The following is a 25,059-nucleotide window of genomic DNA, read 5'->3' on the forward strand; positions in this document are numbered from 1 at the left end:
ATGGAACCCATCCTCCATGGACTTGCAGGTTTTCCAATAGCTGCAGCATCACGCTTTGGTTACAAGTTGATCCGGCCCTTCGCTCCGATGCCGCGTAATTTTCGATTTTCGGTAGTGCCCGGCCGCGAACAGTGGCAAGATATGTGAAGTGGAACACTCTAAGCATTCATTTCATAATTTAGATTCTTTTGTCAGCCTGGGCCGCCTCAGCGGCCTGACGCTCTCGTCCGACGGCACGAAGCTCGTCACCACCCTCAGCACCCTGTCCGAGGATGAGACGAAATACGAAAGCGCCCTCTGGTCGCTGGATCCCAAAGGCCAGGAACCGGCACGCCGGCTGACTTTCGGCGAGCACGGCGAATCGCAACCGCAGTTCACCGCCAACGGCGACCTGCTCTTCGTCGCCAAGCGCTCATCCAAGGAAGACGCCAAGGCCGAAGGCTGGATCCTTCCGGTGGCCGGAGGCGAAGCCCGTTCGGTGATCTCCCACCCAGCCGGGGTGCAGTCCTTGCGGATCTGCAAGCAGTCCCCGCAGACCATCGTGCTGCGCACCTCGGCCTTCAGCCGTGCCAAGGATCTGGAGGCCGAAGCGGCGCTGCGCACAGGCCGCAAGGACAAGAAGATATCGGCGATCCTGCACACCGGCTACCCGGTTCGCTTCTGGGACGAAGACCTGGGACCATCCACCCCGCATTTCTACACCGGTTCCCTGCCCGCCGTGCAGGACACCAGTGGCACCCAGCTCACCGATCTCACTCCGGGCATCGGCGCGAATCTGGAGAATACCTACTACGATGTCGCTTCCAACGGGGCCTTCCTGGTCACCGAATGGCAAGTTCCCGAAGGCCGGGCCTCCTCGGCCCCGGGCTTGATGCGGATCGACCTGCACACCGGCGCCCACGAAATGCTCCTCGCCCCCGACGACACCTACGAATACACGCTGGGCAAGATCAGCCCGGACTCCACCCAGCTGGCCTACGCACGCTGGGAGCGTTCCACCGCCGATACTGCCCCGGTCTTCGAGCTGTGGCTGATGGACCTAGCCGACGGTGCCACCCATCGGATCGCCGCCGGCTGGGATCGCTGGGTCAGCGATTTGCAGTGGGTTCCCAATGGGCGCTCGCTGCTGCTGACCGCGGATGACCACGGCCATGCCCCGGTCTTCCACTTGAGCCTGTACAACGACAAGGTCACCCGGCTTACCGACGAGGGCGCGTTCACCGATGTGGTGATCAGCAGTGATTCCCGTACCGCCTACGCGCTGCGCTCCAGCTATCTGCACCCGGCCGAACCGGTAGCCATCGACCTGGCGCACACCGGCGACCTGGAGCCGGGCGAATTCGCTGCCTTGACCGAGCTGCGCTCACCGGTTGCCCGTCCTTCCTTGCCCGGCACGCTCACCGAGGTGTCCACCACGGCCGACGACGGATCGAGCGTCCGCGCCTGGCTGGCACTGCCTGAATCAGCTTCTGCTGCCAACAAGGCGCCGCTGCTGCTGTGGATCCACGGCGGACCGCTGGGCTCGTGGAACGCCTGGAGCTGGCGCTGGAGCCCATGGCTGCTGGTAGCCCAGGGCTATGCGGTGCTGCTGCCGGATCCCGCCCTGTCCACCGGCTACGGGCAGGAGTTCATCCAGCGCGGCTGGGGCCGCTGGGGCCAGGAACCGTACACGGATCTGCTGGCCATCACCGATGCCGCCGAGGCGCGGGCGGATATCGATGAAACCCGCACCGCCGCGATGGGCGGCTCCTTCGGCGGCTACATGGCCAACTGGGTGGCAGGGCATACGGACCGCTTCAAGGCCATCGTCACGCACGCCAGCCTGTGGGCACTGGAAGGCTTCGGGAAGACCACCGACGCAGCGTTCTACTGGACCCGCGAGATGAGCCCGGAAATGCGCGAGCTGAACTCGCCGCATCATTCTGTGGGCAGCATCGTCACCCCGATGCTGGTCATCCACGGCGACAAGGACTACCGGGTGCCCATCGGCGAGGGCCTGCGCCTGTGGTACGAGCTGCTGGCTGATTCGGGGCTGCCTCAACAGGCCGACGGCTCCACCGCGCACCGTTTCCTGTACTTCCCTGACGAGAACCACTGGGTGCTCGCCCCGCAGCACGCGAAAATCTGGTACCAGGTAGTCACCGGATTCCTGGCCGAGAACGTGTTGGGACAGGAACCGGACGAGCTGCCCGAGCTGCTGGGATAACCCAGCTTCTTGATGGCGGTACGGAAACCCACCAGTGCCCGGCGTGAGCCAAGGCCTGGTGGGTTTTCCCATTGAAGGGCGCGATAAACATCGCCAACCGCTGAGGCAGGTGCCGGCCACGACGCACCGATCCAGTACCACGGTTGAAGGAACCAAGGGCCGGGAACCCGCGGCACAGGCTCCCCAGTGCCCCTGGCGCCACCGGCCAGCCCTCCAATTGCCAACCCCAGCGGAGTGCCCCGCTTGCAGCTTTCCAGCGCACGCGGCGTCTAGCGGCGTGCAGACCATTCAACGAACAAGTCGCGAACTTCGCTGATTGCTCCAAGGTCACCGGACTCGTCGGTGCCGATGTTCTCCTGAATCCATTCGAAATATCGCTGGGCTTCATCAAGCATGCCCGGGATGAAATCCTTCGGATCCACCACGTTCGTCTGCTCATTTACGGTGAACAGTGTCGAGCGGCCTTTTGATTGCAGGCGAATCGGAACTGGAGAACCTGGAAATAGTCCGTCGCCCTCGCCCGTTCGAAGGAACGAATCGATGACTTCGACCAGATCCATCCACAGGCTTGGAAGGTTATCCCAGAGAGACGCTGAAATCAGGTCGATGCCATAGTAGGCCACCTGGAGCAATCCTTCTCCGCCGTAGGGGTTTCGCTTGAGCCGATTGCGCCAAATATCGGCAGCACGTTCTGGCGCCTCGTACATGTTCACCAGATATTTATCCGGGTTCTCCACGAAATCGTCGAGGTCCTCCACGGTGTGCGGAACCAGAATGTAGGCTTCGCTGTGCACCGCTTTTAGCGTATCTTCCATCCATGGATCCTGACTCTTAACGCGGATATAACTGAACAACTCGTCCCTTGTCAACAGTTATTTTGTACTTGATCCCATTATAGGTCCCTTCCCAACGGGTGCTCTTCATCCCGTTCTTCGCAAGTTTGCTGCGGCCCTGCTTAAGCGCACCATGCGCGAGGTTCTTCACATCGTTCACGGACATGTTCGGATTGAAGAAGGTTTGCTTATCCGTTTTGCTACCGTTCCAGTACTTAGGGTGATGGCGTTGGAGGATGTGTTTCATTCCAGCTTTGTCCAGCTTGAAACTATGCGAGCCTGCCCGGTACGAGAGGCTCTTGAACGAGGAGAGTGCGTTGACAACTCGGGAAGCTGGAGCCTTGGCATACTTGACGGTTCTGGAACCGACCTTGATGATGATTGTGCCCACTCTGATTGCAACGATGATCGCTGGGATCCAGAATGGGTCAGCAACGACCGGGTAGGCATTCTCATCGGTGTGGTCTACGACCTGTACCAATGCGCCGTCTTCGAATTTGTACCAAGTCTTGACAGCCTCGCCGTTGGCATCGACTGCCCATGCTGGCTCGAAACGACTGGTGAGGATCGTTTCTTTTTCACCTGGAAGCTTTTCGAAAATATCTACGCCGCCGTCATCCGAAATCTCGGCGAATGCGCCTTCTGGCAAGTCAAGGTCGTAGCGGAATTCTCGGGATGCCGACGAATCGTCGATGATGGTCTGAGCTCGGATAGCACCGTCATCGTGCGTTTGAACCGCAAGATCTACGTCGTCTCCAGGGAACAGTGCGGTGCCGTCATCGAGTACAGTTACATCCTCAGTGCTGCTTTCTGTTGGCAGGCCCAAACTGAAAGCCTGAATCAAACTTGGCGCTTCCACAACCAGCTGTTCACCTGTGCCGCTGTCTTTGATGACAACGTCGCCACCATCGGTGCTGAATTCCAGAATGCCGTCGTTCAGGACTGGCTCGGTGAGCTCACCGTTTTCCTGGCCGGCAGCAGCTAATGCTTCGGCCAGAACGGTTTCACTTGCTGCAGCTGAAGTTTCGGTGGCGCTTGGTTTGGCAGGGTCTGCGAGGCTGGAAGATGCCGCGGTCACGGAGACTGTACATGCGATGGCTAGTGCCACGAGTAATCTGGAATTTGATCTTCTAGTGTTGACGCTGAACATGTTTCTCTTTTCAAAATCAGCCATTGATTCCTAGTTGGAACCGGTGGTCTTGAGGAGCTTCAAGCGGTATTACCGCATCGGAATGCGTTAATCTACTGGTCATACAGTTGATTGTTTGACAAATGTTTCCCTAACCAGACTCAGAGAACAACACATCTTGAGATGCAGTTTATCCATTAATTGGGGCTTTGTGTTCAATATGGCAATCCATGACTCAAGTGATGAGAGCTGACCCCAAGGCAGTTTAGTTAGCCCATTTTTTATCTAGGCTACGACGTTCACCGAGATCCACTACCTAGAGATTCCCAGTGAACGTTCCTGACAGCGCCAACCGCCACATCAGGCAACCAGCCCGTCAATGCGCCGGGCCGGGCCCGGGCAGTGGGGCATCACGAATCTGCTTCCCGTGATGCGCCACTGGCTGGGGTCAACCCGTGACCTTGATGTTGTGGTTCAGCCGCAGCTCATTGTGCGGATCATAGCGCCGCTTCAGCGCTGCCAGCCGAGCGTATTTTTCCTCCCCATACACTGCCAGGGCGTCGAAGCCGCTGGCTGCCGGGGCATCGACGCTGGAGAAGTTGAGGTATTCGCCGCCTTGGGCCACGGCGCTCATGTCCCGATGGAATCCGCGGATGAAATCACGATGGTGTGCGTCCTGGACCTGGTCCTTCCAGAATCCATAGATGTTGATCCAGAAGGCCGAGGAGCGGTCGGGAAACGCTGTCGCCTCCTGGGCGACCCGTCCCATGGCCCCTCCCATGACATGCAGATCAAAGGCCGTGCCCGGCCACGTGAGCTCGGTGGCCTTCTCCACCAGCAGTGCGATGGTGTCGTCATCGAGGGAATCGATACCGGTGTTCTTCCAATAGGCGCGCACCCCCTTGGGAAAGACATCGTCCATGGACGATTGCCATTGCGGCCATGATGTCGCCGCGACGTCATGCACATCCGGTGGAGCAAGCTGGGTGAATCGCTCCACGCATGCCGTGCCTGCCGCGTGATCCGGATCCGCCCAGGCGAAGCCCACCGCAAGTATCGCCTCGGTGCCCAGCTCCCATTCCAGCGGTGGCACCAGCACGGTCGCAATGACCGTCATCGCATCCGGCAGCTCCGATGACCATTCCCGCAGTGCGTGCAATGCCCCGGACCAATGCGGTGCACGGTAGATCAGGTTTCCGGCAAGCACGCTCTGGGGCATGGCATGCGCGCTGAAGGTAAAGGAGGTCATCACACCGAAATTGCCGCCACCGCCGCGCAGGCCCCACAACAGTTCGGGGTTCGTGCGGGCATCGGCGCGCACCGTTTCTCCGTCCGGCGTGATCATCTGTGCAGCGATCAGGTTGTCGACAGTCAGCCCATGGGCCCTGGTCAGCCACCCGAAGCCTCCTCCCAGGCAGAGCCCGGCGACGCCCGTCCCGGAAATAACGCCAACGGGAACTGCCAGGCCATGGGCGGCCGTGGCCGTGTCCAACTCCCCCAGCACGGTTCCCGGCCCGGTGCTCACCTGCCGCAATTCCGGATCAACAAGAACGCCGTTGCAGGCCCGCAGGTCGAGGACGATCCCCCCGGTCAACGGTGCCGTGCCCTGCCACGTTGTGCCCTCCGCCGCGCACGGCGAGCGGCAGGTGGTGGCTGCGCGCGAAGTCGAGGGCGAGCGGGATGTCGGAGAGCCCGCCGGCCCGGACAATCAGTTCGGGGCGGCGGTCGATCATGGCGTTCCACAGCGATCGGGCGTCGTCGTAGTCGCGATCCGCGGCCGTGACGAGGGTTCCGGACAGGGCGGCAGCTAGCGATCTCAGATCGGCCTGCGAAATTCTTGGATTGTTCATGATGCGTGCGCTCTTTACGACAGATCGCATCGGAACTTGGGTGGGGGTTATTCTCCTCCCGGTTGACCCCTGGGGCAATGGCTTTTTCGCCGATGGCTCGCGGGAGACGGCGGACAACAACTAGCTCCCGCCGCGTCCTTCGCGGCGCGCTACGTCTCGACGAGCAGCCGAGCCAGCTTTTCCGGGTTGGAGACCAGCCAGATAGCGGCGGCCGTGCCGCCGGCGCCATCGACTGCAAGCACGTCAAGGCGCCCGGGCGCGGTGAAGAGCAGCGCCGGCGCTCCGTTGGCCCGTCCCAACAGCACCCGCCGGCCGGGGTTCTTGCGCTCGACCCCGACCAGGAATCGAGCCACCTTCTGCGCCCCATACACGGGATTGCGCGCCGCGCGCACCACCCCGCCGCCGTCCGAATGAAGCACCACATCCGGGGCCAGCAGCGCGGCCAGCCCGGCGGCGTCGGCACGCTGGATTGCTGCCACGATGTGCGCCAGCAGCGGCAGCTCGTCCTCCGGGTCGCGCGTCGGTGCCTGGGCATCGCGCAGTTTCTTCGCGGCCCGGCTGAGCAGCTGGCGCACGGCCGCGGGGGTGGTGTCCAGCACCTCGGCAACCTGCACGGAGGTGAAACCCAGGGCGTGGTGCAACACATAGGCCGCGCGGGCCGCCGGTGAGAGCTGTTCAAGCAGGAACAGCACGCCCAGGCGCAGCATCGAGGCGCGGACCGCGGCTTGTTCGGGCAGCAGCCGTTCGTCGACCGGTTCAGGCAGCCAGGTGCCCACGTACTCGGTGCGCGTCAGCCGGGCCGAGCGCAGCGCGTCGATTGCCCGGCGGGTCGTGAGCGTGGTCAGGTAGGCGGGCCAGTTGCGCACATTCTGCGCACCGAGCACCTGCTCGCCCACCGCGCTGACGACATCCTGGGCCTCGGCCCAGACGCCGAGCATGTTGTAGGCGAGCATGGTCAGCCGCGGCTGTTCTTCCCGCCAGGCTATCGAGGCTTCGTCCACTAACGCACCGGCGGTTCGATCCGGGTGGTGATCGCGATGCGGTTCCACACGTTGATGGTGGCGATGGCGAAGATCAGGTTGCCGATCTCCTCCTCGCTGAATTCCTCCGCCGCCGCTTCCCAGACCTCGTCGCTGACGCCGGTGGCGGGATCCAGCCTGGTGACCTCGTCGGTCAGTCGCAGGGCGGCGCGTTCCGCGTCGCTGAACAGCGGCGAATCGTTGTAGGCTGCCACGGCGAAGAGCTTGGCGGTGCTGATGCCGGCTTCCATGGCATCGTGCGAGTGCATGTCGGTGCAGAAGGAGCACCCGTTGAGGATGGAGGCGCGCAGCTTCACCAGCTCGTAGAGTTCCGTGGGTACATTGGCCGCCGCGTACTTTTCCATTCCCAGTACAGCGGCGTAGCCCTTGGCGTGGGTTTGTCCCAGATTCATGCGCATAATTGTCTCCTCATCATCTCGTTACAACCATACGTCGCACCAAAGGCTCGAACTGTGACAACTTGGCTGCAAGAATTTCCGCAAACCCGCTCTTGCCCCCAGCTGTCCGGCCCGGTTTGGGAGCCGAGGCTAGGAAGTGGTGTCCATCCCGCCTGGCAGTGCCACCGTCGGTGGCACGTCCCCACCGGCACCGCGGGTGGCGGTGATCAGTGCCCGGGCGCGGCGTGCGACATCGGCGTCGCGCTCGGCCAGCACCCCGACCAGCTGGTCAAGGTGCGCAACCCGCGCGCTGAATTCGCGGTGCAGGCGCTCGTTCAGCGGGGTGGCGTCGAGTTCCCGTTCTTCCCTCAGGGCCATGGCCAGGGCGCGTTCGAAGAGCCGCTGGCCCGCCTCATCGGTGCGGCCGCTGCTGCTGGAGCCCAGGACCGCCACGGCATTGATCTGGGACTCGTCAAGGCCCAGGAGCATGCCCTCCAGTTTCTTCTTGGCGGAGCGCAGCGCCCCGGTCCCGCGGACAAAGCGGCCCAGGCTTCCCGTGGCGGTGAGCAGGAACCTGATGGTCAGCGCGATGTTGACCACGGTGAAGAAGAACAACATGGTCAGCAGCCAGAACAGTCCGCCAAAGCTCAAGGAGGTGTCTTCCTCGAAACCGTTGCGTTCAAGTCCCTGCGCATAGTCGTCCACCACATCGGCGATGCTGATGTCCGGGTACTTGCTTTCGAAGATGCTCCCGTATTCCCAGTTCGATGTACCGCCAATGGTGTACCGGCCTGTACTGACTTCCGGGCTGATCACCCCGGGAGCGATCGTGGTCCCCTCGTCGGTGTAGAACACCGGAATGATGGCCTTGGAGCTGTTCAATTCCTTGGTCACCGGGTCGAGCAGCTGCGGATATTCCTGCTTGATGCGATGCAGCGAGCCAAGCAGGCTCAGTGGTTCAGCCGAGCGGTACTCCGATCCCGGAGGATCCGTGCGCAGGTCCAGATAGGCTTCGGCGTCGCGAACGGCCACCACCATGCTGGTCGGCACGGGGAAATCGGTGTCCATGTCGCGGATGATTTCGGTGTCGGATAGCTCGCCGCTGGGGTCGTCGATCTCCAGCTGCGCGCCGCGCCCGCTGCCCTCGCGCTCGGGAAATGGCTCCCCGACCAGCGCGTTGGCGGTGATGCCGGCGGGAATCATGCCGACGAGCAACAGGGCGCCGAGCATCAGCGCCAGCCTCGGCCCGCTGGGCCGGTAACTGGACTCCGTGCGCGGCTTGCCCGCCTCTGTCTTGTCCGATGCCAGCGTATCGCCGGTGATTGACTTCACCAGCGCGTCCAGCTGGGCCGCCTGCGTGTAGCCGTCCTTGGCCCCCGATACGTCAAGCCCCAACGAGGTTTTCAGTTCCCGGTAGCCCTGCGGTGCCCCGGCCGGCGCCGTGACCCGTCCATGCGGGTACTTGGAAATCTTCTTCCGCTGCGTGGCCAGCAGCGTGATCAGCTGTTCCTCGGCGCGTTGCCAGCGTGCAATGGCCGGGCGGTCGCCGGGTTCCCCGGCGGACGCATCCAGCAATTGCCCCAGGGCTGTGCGGAGCTGCTCGATGTCGGTATTGGCGACCATCCCGCCCGGCGCCCGCTCCAGGCGGATCAGCAGGGAGGTCATGACGGTGTTAATGGGGGCGCTGAGCCGGTCGAGGGTCGAGCCGGTGCCCGCCATCCGGGCGTGCACGGAACCTGCGCCCATCAACGCGTCGGCGAGGCGGGTCAGCCGTCGGGCCGTCGCTTCGAAATCGGCGAGCTGCCCGGCGGTGCGCTCGTCGAAGGCGCTGGACCGGGCATGGACCCGCTCCACCAGGTCGTCCTCGGTCCTCGCAAGCTCCAGCGACAGGTCTTGCAATTCGTTCCAGGCCCGGGTGAATTTCTCCGGGCGGGCGGCGGCGGGGGCCGCATGGTAGGTGGCTTCCAGGGCTTCGAGGTCCAGCACCACGCGGGCCAGTTTGCGCTGCGCCGCGGCAAGGCGGCGGTGTTTCGCTTCCCAGCGCAGGTTGTAGCGCAGCGCGATGAGCAGGAACACCGTGGTCGCGGTGGCCGCCAGCGCAACCAGCGTGATCCAGAAAACCGGATTGGTGTTGGGCGGATCGTAGAGCACCACGGCGGCGCGCTGGGCGGCGGCGATGATGGACTTCGGTCCGTGGCCCAGGCCCAGATTTTCCCGGAACGCATTGTCGATCTCGAAGCGGATGTCCGTCGCGTCGTAGGCCTTGCGGTCGCGCCCCTCCAGCAGGTCGGAGCGCACCGCGACACCGTTGAAACGTTGCGCGGTATCGGCATCTGCGGGGTCCAGTTTTTCCAGCCGCGTGCTGAGCAGGATGTCATGTGCCGGGAGGCTGCCGCGCAACAGTTCATTTCCGGTCAGCAGCCGGTCGGTGACGGTCAGGGTGAGCGGCCGGTGGGAAAGGATCGGCCCGTCCATGGCGGCATCCACGGTGCGCTGGCTGATGTTCCAGTCGTGCTGCCCTTCGACAACGATCTCCACCTGGTAGGGCGGCGTGTTGTCCTGCCCGTACGTTTTGTAGGTGTAGATCCCCATCCCGGCGATCACCGTCGTGGCCAGCGCCATGAGCGCCGCCGGAATCAATGCCAGCGACAGCGGACGGCGCAGCCGGCGGCCGAGTGCGTCGAAGGAGGCCAGCCTGCTCATGCCCTGTCCTCCGCCGGTGCATCCAGCCAGCCTTCGATCCGCTGGGCCGCGCGGTCAATGGCTGCCAGGTCGTCCAGCGGGCCGGCCTTGCCCTGCTCGCGGCCGGCCAGATGCTTGGTGAGCTGCTGCGGCAGCTTGATCTTGGTGCCCTTCACCTGCTCCAGCAGCTGTTCCAGGTCCGTTTGCAGTCCCAGGCGCAGCCCCCAGAGGCGCTCGAGCATGGCGGCCGGTTCGACGCTGCGGGACTTCGGGCGGTTGAGCCACTGCTGCGCCTCGTCGAGCGCGTCGGTGTCGGTGATCAGGTGCGCGCGCAGGCGGGCAGCGGAATCCAGCGATGCAAGCTCCTTCCGGTCCAGGAGCGTGGCGCAGCCTTCGAGCAGGTCGCGGTGCGCGGCGATGATCGCCGCCCATCGCCGGTGGCCGCGCGAGCCGCCGGAAAGCAGCCCGTTGAGCGCGCTGCACGCCGCCACCAGCTCCTGCTGGCAGCCGCTGGCCTCCTCCAGCCGCTCCAGGGCCACGGCGCTGGGCGCCGCCGTCTCGGGTCCCTGGGCGAGGGCGTCCCGCGTGAAGCTGGCGAGCGGTGCAATGGCGCGGCCCAACAGCTCGGCACGCTGCTGGATAATGCCTCCGGCCTGCAGGCTGGACTCCGGCGGGGTGCAGGATTCCAGCTCGCGCAGTTGCGCAGGCAACCGCGCGAACAGCTCCCCGGTGCGGTCGACGCGCCGGGCGTCCTCGGCACGCTGGCGGGTCCGGCGACGGTGCACCAGCACAAGAACGGCGGCCAGCACTGTCAGCACGCCGAGGCCCACCAGCAGCCGCCCGCGGAAGTCCTGCGGCGCCTTCAGTTCGTCGGTGGCGGTGCGTACCGCCTCGATGACCGCCTGCGTATAGTCGTCGCGGTCCATGTGCGGGCGCAGCGCCGCTACGCTGCGTGACAGCGCGGCCGACCGCTCCCCGGTGACATTCCAGGCCTTGTCGATGGCGATCTCCGCGCCCTTGCCGTCGGCGTCGGGAAGCACCAGTCCGATGACGATCCAGCCGTCCTGCAGGTACCCCTTGGTGTCGGTGCTTTCGGGCCAGTCGTCGTGCAGCAGCAGGTAGGAGGTGGGGCCGAACATCGTCATGGCGCGAATGAACTTGGCCGCTCCGCCTTCCATGACGCTGCCGGCGGTATCGACGCCCACCACGATCTTGGCGTTGCTTTGCCCCATGATCTCGCGGACTGCGTCCAGGACCTCCTGGTTGTCGATCTGGGCCTGCACCGAGTCGATGACCGCCAGGTGGAAGTTCCCCTCTTCGGCGACCAGGTCGGGGACGCGGATCGTCTTTTTGTCCTTGTCGTCGCCTTGGCCGTTCGACGGCTCGCTGCTGGGGCCCACGGGGTAGATCGGCTCGTAAATCTGTTCGTCCGCCATCGCTGGCACTGCAAGAAATATCCCGAGCACCGGCACAAGAAGCAACAGCACGGCTATCGCGATTCGCCGGGCGGCCGAAAGCAGATAAGTCATAATCCAACGATTATATCAACAGCTGCTTTTTTAATTGCCAAGACCCCCGTGAATCCGGAAGATTCACAGGGGTCTTGGCACTGGTCCGTAAACTAGTCCAGCAGCATGGCAGGTTCCTGCAGGATCGATGCCACATCGGCCATGAAGCGGGCCGAGAGGTCGCCGTCAACCACGCGATGGTCGAAGGATCCGCCCAGAGTGGTGATCCAGCGCGGGACCACTTCGCCGTCGACAACCCACGGCTTCTGCCGGATCGTGCCGAAGGCAACGATCGCCACCTCGCCCGGGTTGATGATCGGGGTACCGGTGTCGATGCCCAGCGCGCCGATGTTGGTGATGCTCAGCGAACCGTCGCGCATGTCCTCCGGGCGGGTCTTGCCGGCACGCGCGGTGGTGGCCAGCTCGTTCAGCGCGATGGCCAGTTCCTTCATGTTCAGGTTCTGCGCGTCCTTGATATTCGGCACCAGCAGACCGCGCGGGGTGGCAGCGGCGATGCCCAGGTTCATGAAGCGCTTCTGGTGGATCTCCGCGCCGTTCTCGGTTTCCACCCAGCTGGCGTTCACCGAAGGGTTGCGGGCGGCAGCCCAGATCACGGCCCGGGCCAGCACCAGCAACGGCGAGACCTTGATGCCCTCGAAGTCGCGGGACTTCTTCAGTCGGGCTACGTATTCCATGGTGCGGCTGGCATCCACGTCCACGAAGATCGAGACATGCGGTGCGGTGAAGGCCGAGTCGACCATGGCCTTGGCGGTGGCCTTGCGCACGCCGCGCACCGGGGTGCGCTCGATGCGGGCGTCGGCCAGCTGGCCGTGGGCCCAGTAGGTTGGCGCCGCCGCATGCTCGGCTTCGCGCTGGGCCTGGTAGCTGTTGACGTCTTCGCGGGTGATTTCGCCCTGGGTTCCAGTGCCCACCACATCGTTGATGTCGATGCCCAGCTCCTTGGCCAGGCGGCGTACCGGCGGCTTGGCCAGCACGCGGTCAACGAAGTTCGCCATCGCCGGCTTGCGGCGATCCACTTCGCGGGTCACTGCGGTGCCCAGGGACTGCGCGCGGCGCGAGATGGTCTCGGCCAGTGCGGATCCGGAAGCGCGGACCGCTGCGGTGCGCGCACCGGCAGCCGACGGAGCGGGACGGCTGGTGCGCTTGCGGCGCACCGAGGAATCAGCGGTCGGTCCCGAACCGACCAGCGGGCCGGGTTCCTCGTTGGCCTGCGGCGCCGCGGTAGCCAGCGCCTCGGCTGGTTCCGGGGTGCCGGTCGGGGCCGGCTTGCCGCCCTCTTCGTCGATGGTGATCAGCGGGTTGTCCACCAGCACGGTGTCGCCTTCATCCGCGTGCAATGCGGTGACTACACCGGCGAAGGGGCAGGGCAGCTCGACCAGCGACTTGGCGGTTTCGATCTCGACGAAGATCTGGTTGACCTCAACGGTGTCCCCTATCTTGACCTTCCAGGAAGCGATATCCGCTTCGGTCAACCCTTCGCCCACATCGGGGAGATTAAAGACTGTCATTTCTACTCCTTGGATTCCGCTCAGTAAGCGAAGGACCGGTCGAGGGCTTCAAGCAACTTGTCGATGTCCGGCAGGTACTGGGATTCCACCTTGGAAATCGGGTATGGCATGTGGAATCCGCCCACGCGCAGCACCGGGGCTTCCAGCGAGAGGAAGGCGCGCTCGGTGATGCGGGCCGCGATTTCGCCGCCCAGGCCGCCGAAGGTCGGCGCTTCGTGGGTGACAATCAGCCGGCCGGTCTTTTGCACCGATTCGGTGATGGTGTCGAAGTCGATCGGCGAGAGCGAGCGCAGGTCGATGACCTCGATGGAGCGTCCGTCTTCCAACGCGGCATCCGCGGCGGCCAGGGCGATCGGCACCAGCGGGCCGTAGGCCACGATGGTCGCGTCGGTGCCCGGGCGGACCACCTGCGCTTTGAACGCATTCAGCGCCGGGGTCTCGGTGTCCACTTCGCCCTTGAGCCAGTAGCGGCGCTTGGGCTCGAAGAAGATCACCGGATCCTGGCAGTTGGCCGCCTGCTGGATCATCCAGTAGGCGTCATGCGCGTTGGACGGGGTGATGATGCGCAGGCCCGCGGTGTGGGCGAACAGCGCTTCCGGGGATTCCGAGTGGTGCTCAATGGAGCCGATGCCGCCGCCGTACGGGATGCGGATGACCACCGGGGTGGTCAGCCGGCCCTCGGAGCGGGCGTGCATCTTGGCCAGCTGGGTGGTGATCTGGCTGAAGGCAGGGAAGACGAAACCGTCGAACTGGATTTCCACCAGCGGGCTGAAGCCGCGCAGGGCCATGCCCACAGCGGTGCCGACGATGCCAGCCTCGCCCAGCGGCGAGTCGATGACGCGGTGCTCGCCGTACTTGTCGATCAGCCCGTCGGTGATCCGGTACACGCCGCCGAGGCGTCCGATGTCCTCGCCCATCAGCAAGGACTTGTCGTTGGTTTCCAGCACCTTGTCCAGGCCGCTGGTAATGGCCTTGGCCAGGGTCATTGTGGTGGTCATTTAGTGCTCTCCCTCAGCCGCATCGGCGAATCCTGCTTCGTATTCCAGATGCCAGGCCAGTTCTTCCTGGATCAGCGGATGCGCTTCGGCGTAGACCTGCTCGAAGGACTTGGCCAGCGGCGGGACGGGGAAGGCCATGGCGTCTTCGCGGACCTTGGCGGCCATCGCGTCGGCGTCGGCGGACAGCTGCTCGAAGAAGGCATCATCAACCAGGTTGTTATCGCGCAGGTAGGTTTCCAGGCGGACCAGCGGATCCTTCTGGGCCCACTTGGCTTCTTCTTCGCTCATGCGGTATTTGGTCGGATCATCGGCGGTGGTGTGCGCGCCGAGACGGTAGGTGACGGCCTCGATGAGCACCGGGCCCTTGCCGCTGCGTGCGTGTTCCAGCGCCCAGCGGGTCACCGCCAAGACTGCCAGCACGTCATTGCCGTCCACGCGGATCCCGGGCATCCCGTAGCCGGCGGCGCGGTTGACCAGCGGCACCTTGGACTGGACCTCGAAAGGCACGGAAATCGCCCACTGGTTGTTCTGGCAGAAGTAGACCACCGGTGCATTGAAGGAGCTGGCGAAGACCATGGATTCGTGGGTTTCGCCCTCGGTGGAGGAGCCATCGCCGAAGTAGGCGACAACAGCATTGCCTTCCTTGGCGCGGCGGGCTTCGTCCCATCCTCGCTGCTCCATGTTCAACGCCATGCCGTAGCCGGCGGCATGCGGCATCTGCGCGGCCAGCACCATGGTGTACATGTGGAAGTTGTTTTCCCGGGGATCCCAGCCGCCGCCGGAGATGCCGCGGAACAGGCGCAGCATTTCCGAGAAGGAGACGTCGCGGGTCAGCGCTACGCCGTGCTCGCGGTAGGTGGGGAAGATGTAGTCGCTTCGGCGGGTGGCGCGGCCGGAACCGATCTGCGCCGCTTCCTGCCCGCGCAGCGGGACCCAGAGGCACAACTGCCCCTGACGCTGCAAAGCCGTGGCCTCTTGGTCGAATCGACGCGTCAATGCCATGTCGCGGTAGAAACCGCGAAGCATGTCATCATCAACGTCGCCCAGATACGCATCGTACGTTTCGTGGGACTGACGCTGGCCGTCCGGAGTCAGGATCTGAATCAGATCCTGCTCCGTCGCCTCGGTCGCAGCTCGCGTCATTTATCATCCTTTGGTCATAAATATGCCCCACGAGGAATACATTCCGCATGGGACATATACGGCTTGTCCAGTTCCTAAGCCTATAGGCTTTGACCGCTAAAACGCGAGAAATCAGCGCCCGTTACCCCTATGCCAGGTCGAGTGATTCCTTGCACAGTTCAATAAAGCGATCGTTTGCCTCAACTTCGCCGATGGAGACCCGCACTCCCTCGTTCGAGAAGCCGCGCACAGACAACGCCACTGCGTTGGCCCGCTCGACAAACTGGCCGGTCTTTTCTCCCAGCGGCAGCCAGACGAAGTTCGCCTGGGTGGAAGGAATCTTCCAGCCCATCTCGGCCAAGGCCGCGGCCACCCGTTCGCGTTCGGCCACCAGCCCCTCGACGCGCTCAAGCACCTGGTCAATATTGGCCAGCGAAGCGACTGCTGCATCCTCGGCCACGCTGGAGACGGCGAACGGGGTGGCGACCACGCGGATGTTCTCGGTGATCTGCGGGTGGGCCACCGAGTAGCCGACCCGGAGATTCGCCAGGCCGTGGGCCTTGGAGAAGGTGCGCAGCAGAACGACGTTTTCGTTCTCGTTGTAGGTGTGGATGCCATCCACCGATTTCTCATCCCGGACGAACTCGGTGTAGGCCTCATCCAGGACCACCAGCACGTTCTTCGGAACGCGTGCCAGGAAATCATCGACCTCGGCCTGGGTGAGTACCGGTCCGGTCGGGTTATTCGGGGTGCACAGCAAGATCACTGAGGTGTTCTCGTTCACCGCGGCGATCATGGATTCCAAGTCGTGGCGCCCATCTTCCAGCAGTGGAATCTCCACCGGCAGCGCACCGGCGGTCTGCACGAGAATCGGGTAGGCCTCGAAGGAACGCCACGCATAGATGACTTCATCCTGAATGCCGTCCTCGTTCTGGCCTGCGAAGGTATTCAGAATCTGCACCAGCGCGCCGAGGGAACCGGCGCCGGTCACGATATCTTCAGCCGGCACATCCAAATAGTCGGCGAGGGCCATGCGAAGCTTGGTCGATAGCGGGTCTGGATAGCGATTCAGGCTGTCCTGCTTGACGACTGCCTGATGCACAGCTTCCAACGGGCCAAAGGGAATCTCGTTCGATGACAGCTTGTAAGCTTGGACGCCTTCAACTGGAGCAGGCGGCTTGCCCGCAGCGTATTTTGGCAAGCGTGCAACTACGGAGCGTGGCTGCACCTGATCTTGGGTCACCGGGTTCTCAGTCATACCTCAAAGCCTAGTCCTCACTATGGGTTTAGCAATATCCAAGGTTCATCCGAATCCCAGATTTTTGTGCCAAAGTTAAGCCATGAGCTTTCTGATTCGAGTCATCGTCAATGCGCTTGCCCTCGCCGCCGCCGTTTGGGTGGTGCCCGGCCTCAAGATCGTCGCGGCAGGCGAAGGCACTATGAGCACGGTCATCGCCTATCTGGTCGTTGCGGTCATCTTCGGCTTGGTCAACGCCTTGGTCCGTCCAATCGTCAAGCTTTTCTCCTTGCCGATCACCTGCCTCACCCTGGGCTTGTTCACCATCGTGATCAATGCCCTGATGCTTTTGCTGACTTCATGGCTGACGACCTTCACGCCCATCGAACTGGTCATCGAGCAGTTCTGGTGGGATGCCATCGCCGGCACGATCATCATCGCCATTGTCTCGGCGGTCCTCGGATTATTCGTCAAGAGCGATAACGACTAAGCGGTCTACCGCTCATGGCAAGAAGAAGACGGCAACCGGCAGGTGCCGTCTTCTTTGGTTAATTCCCAATTGGCCGGCCCGGTCATCTCCCCGTTTCCGCTGCCTTTTACTGTGGCGTCGGAAGATGCTGGCCTTGGATAGCGCGCTGCAGCTTTGGGCATCTTAATGGGGCGGCGCCACATGCTTGAGCCGTTGCTTCTCCTCTTCCGTGATAGGCCGAGGCTCTTTCGGCTTCCGCTCCAGCTTGAACATACGGATTTTCACCAGGGATTCGGGAAGGTAGTACTTCTTCAGGTGCTCCCTGATTTCCAGCTTCGGGTTCTCATCGAGTTCCAGAAGGTGGTCACCGTAATTCTTGAGGTTATGCGGAGCACCAAAGATGCCATCGTCGGGCAAGATGTCCTCCATATACTCCCGCGGGCCCGGGAAGGTTGTGGTGTAATGCTCCCCCTTCCCGGGATTGGGCCCGCCGTCGGTGCCGGGCACCATATCCTTCTGGTCTTCAACTGACAGGCTGCGTACGTCTTCCGGCAGGTCAATGGTCCCGATGGGCGATCCAAGGGTCAGGACTTTATTCAGCTTGTATTTGTGCTTCAAGAACTTGTTCTTCGACAACTGGGCCACATGAATGCCGCCTTGCGAATACCCGGAGAGGATGAGCTCATCGCCCTCTTTCGCTCCGCTGATCTCCAGTGCCTCATCAAGCGGTTTCGCGAAGTTCTCGGATTCCACCCCGAAGCCGTCGGCGATGCCTTCCGGGCCAAAAGGCGAAGGAACTTCCGAGTCATTCTGCGTCCCCGGGAAGATCGCGATATACGTGTCGTCGTCAGCCTTCACGATCATGATCTTCCCGTTGTTCTCCGTGCCTTCTCCTTCCAGCATTAGGTGCAAATGGAAATAGCTTTGCATCTTTCCATCGACTTCAACCGTTTGCGTTGGATCCTGTCCAGTGAGCTGTATTTCGGTATTGCGATCTGCTCCCAGCCGCCGGATAAAGCCCGACAGATCCTTGGTTGCACCTTCGATCTGCTCGGTCAGCGTCAGGTTCGATCCGAAGGGCAAACGCGGCAGATACGAGAACACCAGGCGCAGGAACATTTCCATGCTTTCCAGGGGTGGACGCCAGTCGTTGTCGCGGGTCTCGGAAATGAAGTCTCCCACCAGCACGGCTCCCGTGCTGGCTAGCACCATCCGTTCGGCAGCGGACTCGGCAACTTCATAGTTCCGCATGGCTTCGGAGACTTTTGCGGTCAGATCGAACGCTGTAATTTGCCCCTCTCTGGACTGCTGGTAGGCGTCCCTGATCAAGTCGCCCAACAGCCCCACGTTGTAGCCCCTGGCACCGATGCCTGACACCATGCACTGCAGATCCAGGTCGCGCTGGCACCTATCTGCTGCCTGGGCGGCTTTGAGCAGCACCTCGGATATGCCATCGATATCGTTGGCAACCCGCTGGCAGATCTCCCCGGCCTCGGCGTAATCCAGCGAGTTGTAATTGACTTCATATCCCATGGCTACGATGCCATTCGCTGGTTCATGATTTGCGCTTCGAGGTTCTGGATCTCCCGCATGGCTACCCCCACGTACTCCTCCGCGTCGCCCAGTTCGCTGTTGAGCATTTCCAGCCGGCGGCTCAGCTCGTCGACATTCTCCAAAAACGCCTTGCCTGCCTTGGAGTTCCAAGTCAATGAATGGATTGACCCCAATTGGGCGATGGCGAATTGAGTGGTTTTCCGTGCGTCATCGAGTTGGCTCGCCACCGTCAGCAGCGTCGCTTGAAACATCATTTTCCTGCTCCGCATCCTTGAGAATTTGTCCACCATCATGGACAGCCGCGGTTCGGTGCCAGCAGGATTTGGGCCCGGTTGTGGAAACAGGAACGGTGTAAAAGATGTGATGCGGCGCCGGGGATGGAAGAATATGAGCATGGCTGAGATTGCGCGCACTTCCCTTGCTAATGAACCACTGGCTTTGACTGCCCTCGACGGACGCTACCGCAGCGCCGTGGCACCGCTGGTCGACTACCTTTCCGAAGCGGCTTTGAACCGCGACCGCGTTCACGTTGAAGTTGAATGGCTGATCCATTTGACCGACAACTCCGTTCTTCCAGGTACCTCCCCGCTGACTGCGGACCAGAAGGCTGCGCTGCGCAAGATCGTCACCGATTTCAATGCTGACTCGGTGAAGGAACTGGCCGAGATCGAGGCTGTCACCGTTCACGACGTTAAGGCAGTGGAGTACTACATCGCCAACCGCCTGGAAGCGATTGGCATCGGCAACCTCAAGCCGCTGGTGCATTTCGGCTGCACCTCCGAAGACATCAACAACCTGTCCTACGCCCTTGGCGTCCAGGGCGGCGTGCAGCAGGTATGGCTGCCGGCAGCCCGCGACTTGGTGGCCCAGCTGTCCAAGATGGCCGAGGAATCCCGCGACGTGCCAATGCTCTCGCGCACCCATGGCCAGCCGGCCACCCCGACTACCCTGGGCAAGGAACTGGCAGTTCTGGCCTGGCGCCTGACCCGCCAGTTGGACCGCGTCGAGAAGACCGAGTACCTGGGCAAGATCAATGGTGCAACCGGCACCTACGCAGCCCACTACGCTTCGGTTCCAACCGCCGACTGGCAGAAGGTCTCCAAGGACTTCGTCGAGCACCTAGGCCTGGCCTGGAACCCGCTGACCACCCAGATTGAATCCCACGACTGGCAGGCCGAGGTATACGCAGACATCGCCCGCTTCAACAGCATCCTGCACAACCTGTGCACCGATGTCTGGAGCTACATCTCCATCGGCTACTTCGCGCAGATCCCGGTGGCAGGTGCCACCGGATCCTCGACCATGCCGCACAAGGTCAACCCCATCCGCTTCGAGAATGCAGAAGCGAACCTGGAGATCTCCAACGGCCTGCTGAACACCTTGGGTTCCACCCTGGTCACCAGCCGCTGGCAGCGCGACCTGACCGACTCCTCCTCGCAGCGCAACATCGGTTCGGCCATCGGACACTCGGTGCTGGCGATCTCCAACGTTGCCAAGGGCCTTGACCGCCTGGATGTTGCCGAAGCAGTGCTGGCCGAGGATCTGGATCACAACTGGGAGGTCCTCGCCGAGGCCATCCAGATGGTCATGCGCGCCGAGGCCATCGCCGGGGTTGAGGGCATGGACAACCCGTACGAACGCCTGAAGGACCTGACCCGCGGCCACCGCGTGGATGCAGCCCGCCTGAAGGAATTCGTTGGCGAGCTGGGCCTGTCCGCCGATGCTGAAGCCCGCCTGCAGTCCCTGACCCCGGGCACCTACAACGGCATCGCTTCGCAGCTGGTTGACCACCTGAAGAAGTAGCCGCACGGCACAAGCCGGGCCCGGTGCGTCGAATTTCGACGTACCGGGCCCGGCTTTCCAGTTAAGGAACAGCCACCGGGCTACGGCGTTAGCGCAGCCCGCTGGCGAATCCGGTGCGCGCATGCAACGAGGACAGCACGTGCTGACGGGCCTCCTGCTCAATGCGGGCCGCGGGCGCGCCGTCGCGGATCAGCCGCAGCAGTTCGCGGTGCTCATCCACAGCGGCGTGCGCCCTCTGCGCATCCACCGCACGCTCCGCCGCATGCAGTGCGGAGAACTTGCGCCATTCTGCCTCGACCAGCTCTCGCAGCCGCGCGTTCGGGCACCCGGCATGCAGCACCGCGTGGAACTTGGTGTTCAGCCGGGTGTATTCGGCCGGGTCGAAGTCCCCCAACAGACCTGCGAGCTGCTCATTGATCTGTTCCGCCCGATCAAGCGCGGCGCCACCCAGTGCCAGCGCTGCCAGCGCTGTAGCCGACCCGTCGAGCACCGCCAGCGCCTCCATGCCCTCGCGGTAGGCGAGCTCGTCGATTTCGGCGACCCGCGCGCCGACGTTGCGCTCAATCTGCAGCAGGCCCTCGGCGGCCAGCCGGTGGATTGCCTCGCGCACCGGCACGGCGCTGATCTCAAGCTGTGCGGCAATAGGCCCGACCCGCACCCGCTGGCGCGGTGCCAGCGTGCCACCCAGCACCTGTTCGCGCAAATAGTCGTAGGCCAGATCGGCCTTGCTCCGGCCGCGCTTGCTTTCCGCTTGCGCTTCGCTTGCCGCCATGGTTCCTGCTTTCACTCGCGGATTGACCCTCAGATTTTATAATATAAAGTGTGTAACGGGAATCACCCAGCGGCTCCCCTGCCGGACCGCGCATGCAAAGGAGCACCCATGACCCAGCACGCAGCACCGACTCTGCCACTCGATGAACTGGCCGCCGTCTTCGGTCCCCGACTGAGCACCGCAGCGGATGAATTGGACCGCGTGGCCCGCGACCAGTCGCGCTACCAGCCCGAGGGGCGCCCGGCAGCGGCAGTCTTCCCCGAATCCACCGACGAAGTCTCGCAGGCGCTGGCCTGGGCGCACCGCCACGGCGTGACGGTCTCGGTGCGCGGGGCGGGCACCGGGCTCTCCGGCGGTGCGGCGGGCTACCCGGGCGGGCTGGTCATCAGCCTGGAACGGCTGAACCGGATCGTGGACATCGACGCGGTGAACCGCCTGGCCGTGGTGCAGGCCGGGGTCATCAACTCGGACCTCGACGAGGCGGCGCGCGGCCACGGCCTGTTCTTCCCGCCGGATCCTGCCAGTGCGCGGATCTCCACCGTGGGCGGCAACATCGCCACCAATGCCGGAGGGCTGCGCTGCCTGAACCACGGGGTCACCCGCGATTCGGTCGCGGCACTGACCGTGGTGCTGGCCGATGGCCGCGTCGTGCACACCGGGGCACGCACCCGGAAGAACGTCGTCGGCCTGGACCTGACCAGCCTGTTCGTCGGATCGGAGGGCACCCTCGGGGTCATCACCGAGGCCACGGTACGGCTCAAGCCTGTACCCGAGGGCGCCGCGCAGACCTTCCGCGCAGGATTCCGCACCGTCGAGGACGCCGGCCGCGCCGTAACAGCAATTGTCAACGGCGAGTACCTTCCGGAGGTGCTCGAACTGCTCGACGCGCACAGCGTCCAGGTCATCGAGGCCTTCCACCCTTCCGGGCTGCCGGTGGACGGGCAGGCGCTGCTGATCGGCCAGTTCACCAGCCGCCATGCGCTGCAGGCCGCGCAGTCGGTCGCCGCGCTATGCCGCAGCTTCGGCGCAGCGGACGTGCTGATCGGCGAGGGCGACTCGCTGCTGGAAGCGCGGCGGCTGGCCAATCCCGCGCTCAGCGCCAACGGGCTGCGGGTCTCCTGCGATGTGGGGGTTCCGGTGGGCGAGCTGGCCGCGGTGTTCCGCGGGATCGACGAGATCGCGCAGCGCACCGGGCGGATGATCTCCGTGGTGGCGCACGCCGGGGACGGCAACCTGCACCCGACCGTCGACGCGGAGGACACCCCCGAAGGCCATGCGGCCGCCGAAAAGGTCATCGATGAGATCACCCGGCTGGCCCTCTCGCTGGGCGGCACCATCACCGGGGAGCACGGCATCGGCAAGGTCAAGCAGCACGAGCTGCCCTGGCAGCTGGACGAGCCGACCCGTGCGGCGCAGCTGGCGGTCAAAGCCGCGCTGGATCCGGCAGGAATCCTCACTCCGGGGCGCTCGCTGTAGCGGGCAGGGGCGGGGACCAGTCCCTCCGGCTAGGCTTGCATCCACTTCTTCCGGTGCTTCACCGGGATGCGCTGGCGCTCGAACTCGTCCAGCAGCGACTCATAGAGCCCGAGGTAGTCCACGGCCGGATAGCGCACCAGGTCGATGCGCAGCGTCCCGGTTTCCGGCTGCTTCAGCTGCACCTCCAGCCGGCGGTGCAGTTCGGCCCGGTCCCAGAGCAGCTGCACCTTGGCATCATTCTGGAAGCTGATCGCGGTCACCGAGCCGATGTCACCCCAGGCCACCTTTCGCCCGCCACGCAGGATGAGCCCGGACGCGCGGATCTTTGCATCGATGGCATCGACACCCTTGCGGCGCATGGCCAGCACCGCGGTCCCCACGCCCCAGGCACCGAAGAGCAGCAGAATGGCACCGAAGAACGTCGGCGTGTAGCTCGCCATGAGTTGCGCACGCCGGATGGAGGTCTCCGGCAGGTCGTTGGCTACCAGATACAACCCCAGCGGCAGCAGGATCCAGGCCACCATCAGCAGCTGGGAACTGCGTTGCACCCGCGGCCAATGGTGGGCCTTGGCGGTGATGAAGTGCTTAGGCAGTTGGCGCCGAGTGCGGCCGTTGGCCATGAGTGTGCGTTCCTGACGTCGTCGGGTCCTATTCAGAACTGCTTGTGCTTGAACCGTTCCTTGGTGTGGAAGCGGCGTTCCTTGAGCGTGGCGACCAGTGCATCGAGGTGCTCCTGGTATTCGGCCATCGGATAACGCCGCAGGTCGATCTCCAGATAATGCATTGGCGCGCGCCCGCGCACTCCGGGAGACGTCGGATCGACTTCGGAGTTGTCCAGCAGGTTGATCCGCACCACGCGGTTGAGCACCGAGTAATCCCAGAGCAGCGGCACCATCGAGTCATTGATGTAGCGGATGATCTCGGCGCGGCCGATATTCGACCACGGCACCTCCCGGCCGCCACGGGTCACCAGGCCCTGCTCGGTGACGATCACGTCGATCGAGTCATCGCCGGCGCTGCGGCGCGTGCCCTGCCGGCCGGTTGCGATGCCCACGATGCCGAAGGTCAGCAACGCCGCAGCGATGACGATCAGCCCGTAGTTCAGCCAATTGGTGGCGATGCTGCTCTCGCCCACTCGGATGTTCTGGCCCAGGATCCAGAATCCTGCGGCGGCCGAGGCAAGGCCCAGCACGGTCAGGATGATTCCGCGCTTCAGGCGTTTGGCATGCAGTTGCGGAGTACTGATGAATTTCACTAATCGGCTTTCGGTAGGTGGCAGGTCTGCGGTCATGAGGTGATGGTGATCGATTCGAGCAACTCCACCATTGGATCCACCATGAATGCCAATGCCACCGTGTCCGAATCGAAGGCGTTGAGCACGAAGAGTCCGCGCCCTGCCCGTCCTGCCATCCTGATATGCCCCACCACCGACTGCGCCGGTTCGCCGGGGACGATCTGCTCGGTGGAAAAAGTTGTGAACGACTGGATGATCTCGCCGAAAGTTTCCGAGGCGACCGAATCGAGTTGCTGGCGGGACAACGACTCATAAGGCGGTGCGACGACCTCTTCAAGTGTCATGCCGGGTTCGTCGACATAGACATTCAAGGTTGCTACGCCCATGTTGCTGCCATCTTCGGGAGCAAACCAGAATGAATGATCTGCTTGGTCATTCCGATGCTGAATAACATCGATTGCGTACTTCCTGAACAGTCCCCGGGTTTCCTCGTCGTCCTTGATCGCGGCTTCCGCGATCGATGACGCCCACTCTTCAGGAGTTCGCCACGTTTCGTTCGGGAACACCCCGGGAAGGGGAATCCAATCAGCCAGATTCGGCTCCACCGTGTAGTTTGTCATTCGATTCCCACCCACTTGAACGTGCCGATAATTCCGTAGCCAAGTTCTCGCAGCAACTCGATCTCCTCCGAGCCGCGTTGGGATTCGAGGAATCCATAGGTGTAGATGATGCGCAGGCCAACCTCGGGTGCCGGGTCAATGGAGCCGTCCTGTCGGGGCCGCGGCACAACGAAATTCACTTCCGCCTGCACGAATTGGCCATCTTCATGCCTTTTTTCGGCACCAAGCCAGTGGAACCATTGCGCTCCGTCAATCTCCTCGGTAGCGACGTGCTGCCCCAAGGCCGCCTTGGCCACTGCAGCCTCCAGACTCGTGCCTGCATTGGCACGTACCGGTGTGATGATCAATGACGACGGAATAACCGAATTCTCGCTGATGGTCTCGGTGGGCACGACGGTCGAAATCGCCCCCTGCCGGCGCAATCGTTCGAACGTGTCGTGGACGCTCCGGCGAATGAGCAGGACGATATCGGCCCGACCTAGCTTCTTGGCTTTGTCAGTCGCGACCTTGGCCAGCTGCGCTTCGCCCTCCACGGTAACTGGATACTCACGCCAGCCTTTGGGATAGAGCATTCCATATCCGATTCCGCGATTGTTCTTGGGCGTCAGTTCAGCCATCGT

General features: G+C 63.3%; 23 protein-coding genes. 4 read left to right on the forward strand and 19 right to left on the reverse strand.

Annotated elements, in window-relative coordinates; genetic code table 11:
- Positions 1-148 precede the first annotated feature (148 nt).
- Positions 149-2,206 carry an alpha/beta fold hydrolase gene (locus JOE62_RS15260; protein WP_204723019.1) on the forward strand — a complete coding sequence of 686 codons (2,058 nt, stop codon included), beginning with the start codon at positions 149-151 and terminating at the stop codon, positions 2,204-2,206.
- 269 nt (positions 2,207-2,475) lie between these two features.
- Here JOE62_RS15260 and JOE62_RS15265 read toward each other — a convergent pair whose 3' ends face one another.
- From JOE62_RS15265 to JOE62_RS15315, 12 genes are all read right to left on the reverse strand, one after another.
- On the reverse strand, positions 2,476-3,021 hold the full coding sequence (locus tag JOE62_RS15265) for a hypothetical protein (RefSeq protein ID WP_204723020.1): 546 nt from the start codon (positions 3,019-3,021) through the stop codon (positions 2,476-2,478).
- 16 nt (positions 3,022-3,037) lie between these two features.
- The gene (locus JOE62_RS15270; RefSeq protein WP_204723021.1) at positions 3,038-4,213 is read right to left on the reverse strand and encodes a hypothetical protein; all 1,176 of its coding nucleotides are present in this window, start codon (positions 4,211-4,213) and stop codon (positions 3,038-3,040) included.
- Between the two features lie 403 nt (positions 4,214-4,616).
- On the reverse strand, positions 4,617-5,762 hold the full coding sequence (locus JOE62_RS15275) for an FAD-binding oxidoreductase (RefSeq protein ID WP_239543422.1): 1,146 nt from the start codon (positions 5,760-5,762) through the stop codon (positions 4,617-4,619).
- Entirely contained in the window at positions 5,710-6,048 is a 339-nt protein-coding gene (locus JOE62_RS16365; protein ID WP_239543424.1) for a hypothetical protein, read from the reverse strand. Before JOE62_RS16365 ends, JOE62_RS15275 begins: the two co-directional genes overlap by 53 nt.
- A 119-nt stretch (positions 6,049-6,167) precedes the next feature.
- Entirely contained in the window at positions 6,168-7,067 is a 900-nt protein-coding gene (locus JOE62_RS16680; protein ID WP_204723022.1) for a sigma factor-like helix-turn-helix DNA-binding protein, read from the reverse strand.
- Positions 7,019-7,450 carry a carboxymuconolactone decarboxylase family protein gene (locus tag JOE62_RS15285; protein WP_239543426.1) on the reverse strand — a complete coding sequence of 144 codons (432 nt, stop codon included), beginning with the start codon at positions 7,448-7,450 and terminating at the stop codon, positions 7,019-7,021. The genes JOE62_RS16680 and JOE62_RS15285 overlap by 49 nt, the downstream gene beginning before the upstream one ends.
- Before the next feature lie 135 nt (positions 7,451-7,585).
- Positions 7,586-10,138, reverse strand: a complete 2,553-nt coding sequence (locus tag JOE62_RS15290; protein ID WP_204723024.1) for a DUF5129 domain-containing protein — start codon at positions 10,136-10,138, stop codon at positions 7,586-7,588.
- Complete coding sequence (locus JOE62_RS15295; RefSeq protein WP_204723025.1) at positions 10,135-11,646, reverse strand: DUF5129 domain-containing protein; 1,512 nt, start codon at positions 11,644-11,646, stop codon at positions 10,135-10,137. The genes JOE62_RS15290 and JOE62_RS15295 overlap by 4 nt, the downstream gene beginning before the upstream one ends.
- A 92-nt stretch (positions 11,647-11,738) precedes the next feature.
- Positions 11,739-13,154, reverse strand: a complete 1,416-nt coding sequence (locus JOE62_RS15300; RefSeq protein WP_204723026.1) for a dihydrolipoamide acetyltransferase family protein — start codon at positions 13,152-13,154, stop codon at positions 11,739-11,741.
- A gap of 20 nt (positions 13,155-13,174) precedes the next feature.
- Entirely contained in the window at positions 13,175-14,152 is a 978-nt protein-coding gene (locus JOE62_RS15305; protein ID WP_204723027.1) for an alpha-ketoacid dehydrogenase subunit beta, read from the reverse strand.
- Entirely contained in the window at positions 14,153-15,295 is a 1,143-nt protein-coding gene (pdhA, locus tag JOE62_RS15310) for a pyruvate dehydrogenase (acetyl-transferring) E1 component subunit alpha (protein ID WP_204723028.1), read from the reverse strand. It lies immediately after the preceding gene.
- A gap of 127 nt (positions 15,296-15,422) precedes the next feature.
- Positions 15,423-16,532 carry a histidinol-phosphate transaminase gene (locus JOE62_RS15315; RefSeq protein ID WP_204723029.1) on the reverse strand — a complete coding sequence of 370 codons (1,110 nt, stop codon included), beginning with the start codon at positions 16,530-16,532 and terminating at the stop codon, positions 15,423-15,425.
- Between the two features lie 82 nt (positions 16,533-16,614).
- Here JOE62_RS15315 and JOE62_RS15320 point away from each other — a divergent pair, with 82 nt between their 5' ends.
- The gene (locus JOE62_RS15320; protein ID WP_128469292.1) at positions 16,615-17,001 is read left to right on the forward strand and encodes a phage holin family protein; all 387 of its coding nucleotides are present in this window, start codon (positions 16,615-16,617) and stop codon (positions 16,999-17,001) included.
- Between the two features lie 162 nt (positions 17,002-17,163).
- On the opposite strand, the gene JOE62_RS15325 is transcribed toward JOE62_RS15320, so the two are convergent.
- Together JOE62_RS15325 and JOE62_RS15330 are read right to left on the reverse strand one after the other, a co-directional pair.
- Positions 17,164-18,513, reverse strand: coding sequence for a hypothetical protein (locus JOE62_RS15325; protein WP_204723030.1), 1,350 nt, complete (start codon positions 18,511-18,513; stop codon positions 17,164-17,166).
- Positions 18,514-18,515: 2 nt separating this feature from the next.
- Entirely contained in the window at positions 18,516-18,788 is a 273-nt protein-coding gene (locus tag JOE62_RS15330; RefSeq protein WP_038993231.1) for a hypothetical protein, read from the reverse strand.
- A 139-nt stretch (positions 18,789-18,927) separates the two neighbouring features.
- On the opposite strand from JOE62_RS15330, the gene purB reads away from it, so the two are divergent.
- A complete protein-coding gene (gene purB / locus JOE62_RS15335) occupies positions 18,928-20,337 on the forward strand; it encodes an adenylosuccinate lyase (protein ID WP_204723031.1) in 1,410 nt (469 codons plus the stop codon).
- An 88-nt stretch (positions 20,338-20,425) separates the two neighbouring features.
- On the opposite strand, the gene JOE62_RS15340 is transcribed toward purB, so the two are convergent.
- Positions 20,426-21,109 (reverse strand): GntR family transcriptional regulator, encoded by a 684-nt coding sequence (locus JOE62_RS15340; protein WP_204723032.1) that lies wholly within the window; start codon positions 21,107-21,109, stop codon positions 20,426-20,428.
- A gap of 108 nt (positions 21,110-21,217) precedes the next feature.
- Here JOE62_RS15340 and JOE62_RS15345 point away from each other — a divergent pair, with 108 nt between their 5' ends.
- A complete protein-coding gene (locus JOE62_RS15345; RefSeq protein WP_204723033.1) occupies positions 21,218-22,585 on the forward strand; it encodes an FAD-binding oxidoreductase in 1,368 nt (455 codons plus the stop codon).
- A 29-nt stretch (positions 22,586-22,614) separates the two neighbouring features.
- Here the strand turns inward: JOE62_RS15345 and JOE62_RS15350 are convergent, their stop codons facing one another.
- The 4 genes from JOE62_RS15350 to JOE62_RS15365 are packed head-to-tail and all read right to left on the reverse strand — an operon-like array spanning position 22,615 to position 25,056.
- Complete coding sequence (locus tag JOE62_RS15350) at positions 22,615-23,205, reverse strand: hypothetical protein (protein ID WP_204723034.1); 591 nt, start codon at positions 23,203-23,205, stop codon at positions 22,615-22,617.
- A 32-nt stretch (positions 23,206-23,237) separates the two neighbouring features.
- Complete coding sequence (locus tag JOE62_RS15355) at positions 23,238-23,876, reverse strand: hypothetical protein (RefSeq protein WP_204723035.1); 639 nt, start codon at positions 23,874-23,876, stop codon at positions 23,238-23,240.
- A complete protein-coding gene (locus JOE62_RS15360; RefSeq protein WP_204723036.1) occupies positions 23,873-24,439 on the reverse strand; it encodes a hypothetical protein in 567 nt (188 codons plus the stop codon). The genes JOE62_RS15355 and JOE62_RS15360 overlap by 4 nt, the downstream gene beginning before the upstream one ends.
- A complete protein-coding gene (locus JOE62_RS15365) occupies positions 24,436-25,056 on the reverse strand; it encodes a hypothetical protein (protein ID WP_204723037.1) in 621 nt (206 codons plus the stop codon). Before JOE62_RS15365 ends, JOE62_RS15360 begins: the two co-directional genes overlap by 4 nt.
- Positions 25,057-25,059 lie beyond the last annotated feature (3 nt).

It is taken from the genome of Glutamicibacter nicotianae, from assembly GCF_016907615.1.
GTDB lineage: Bacteria > Actinomycetota > Actinomycetes > Actinomycetales > Micrococcaceae > Glutamicibacter > Glutamicibacter nicotianae.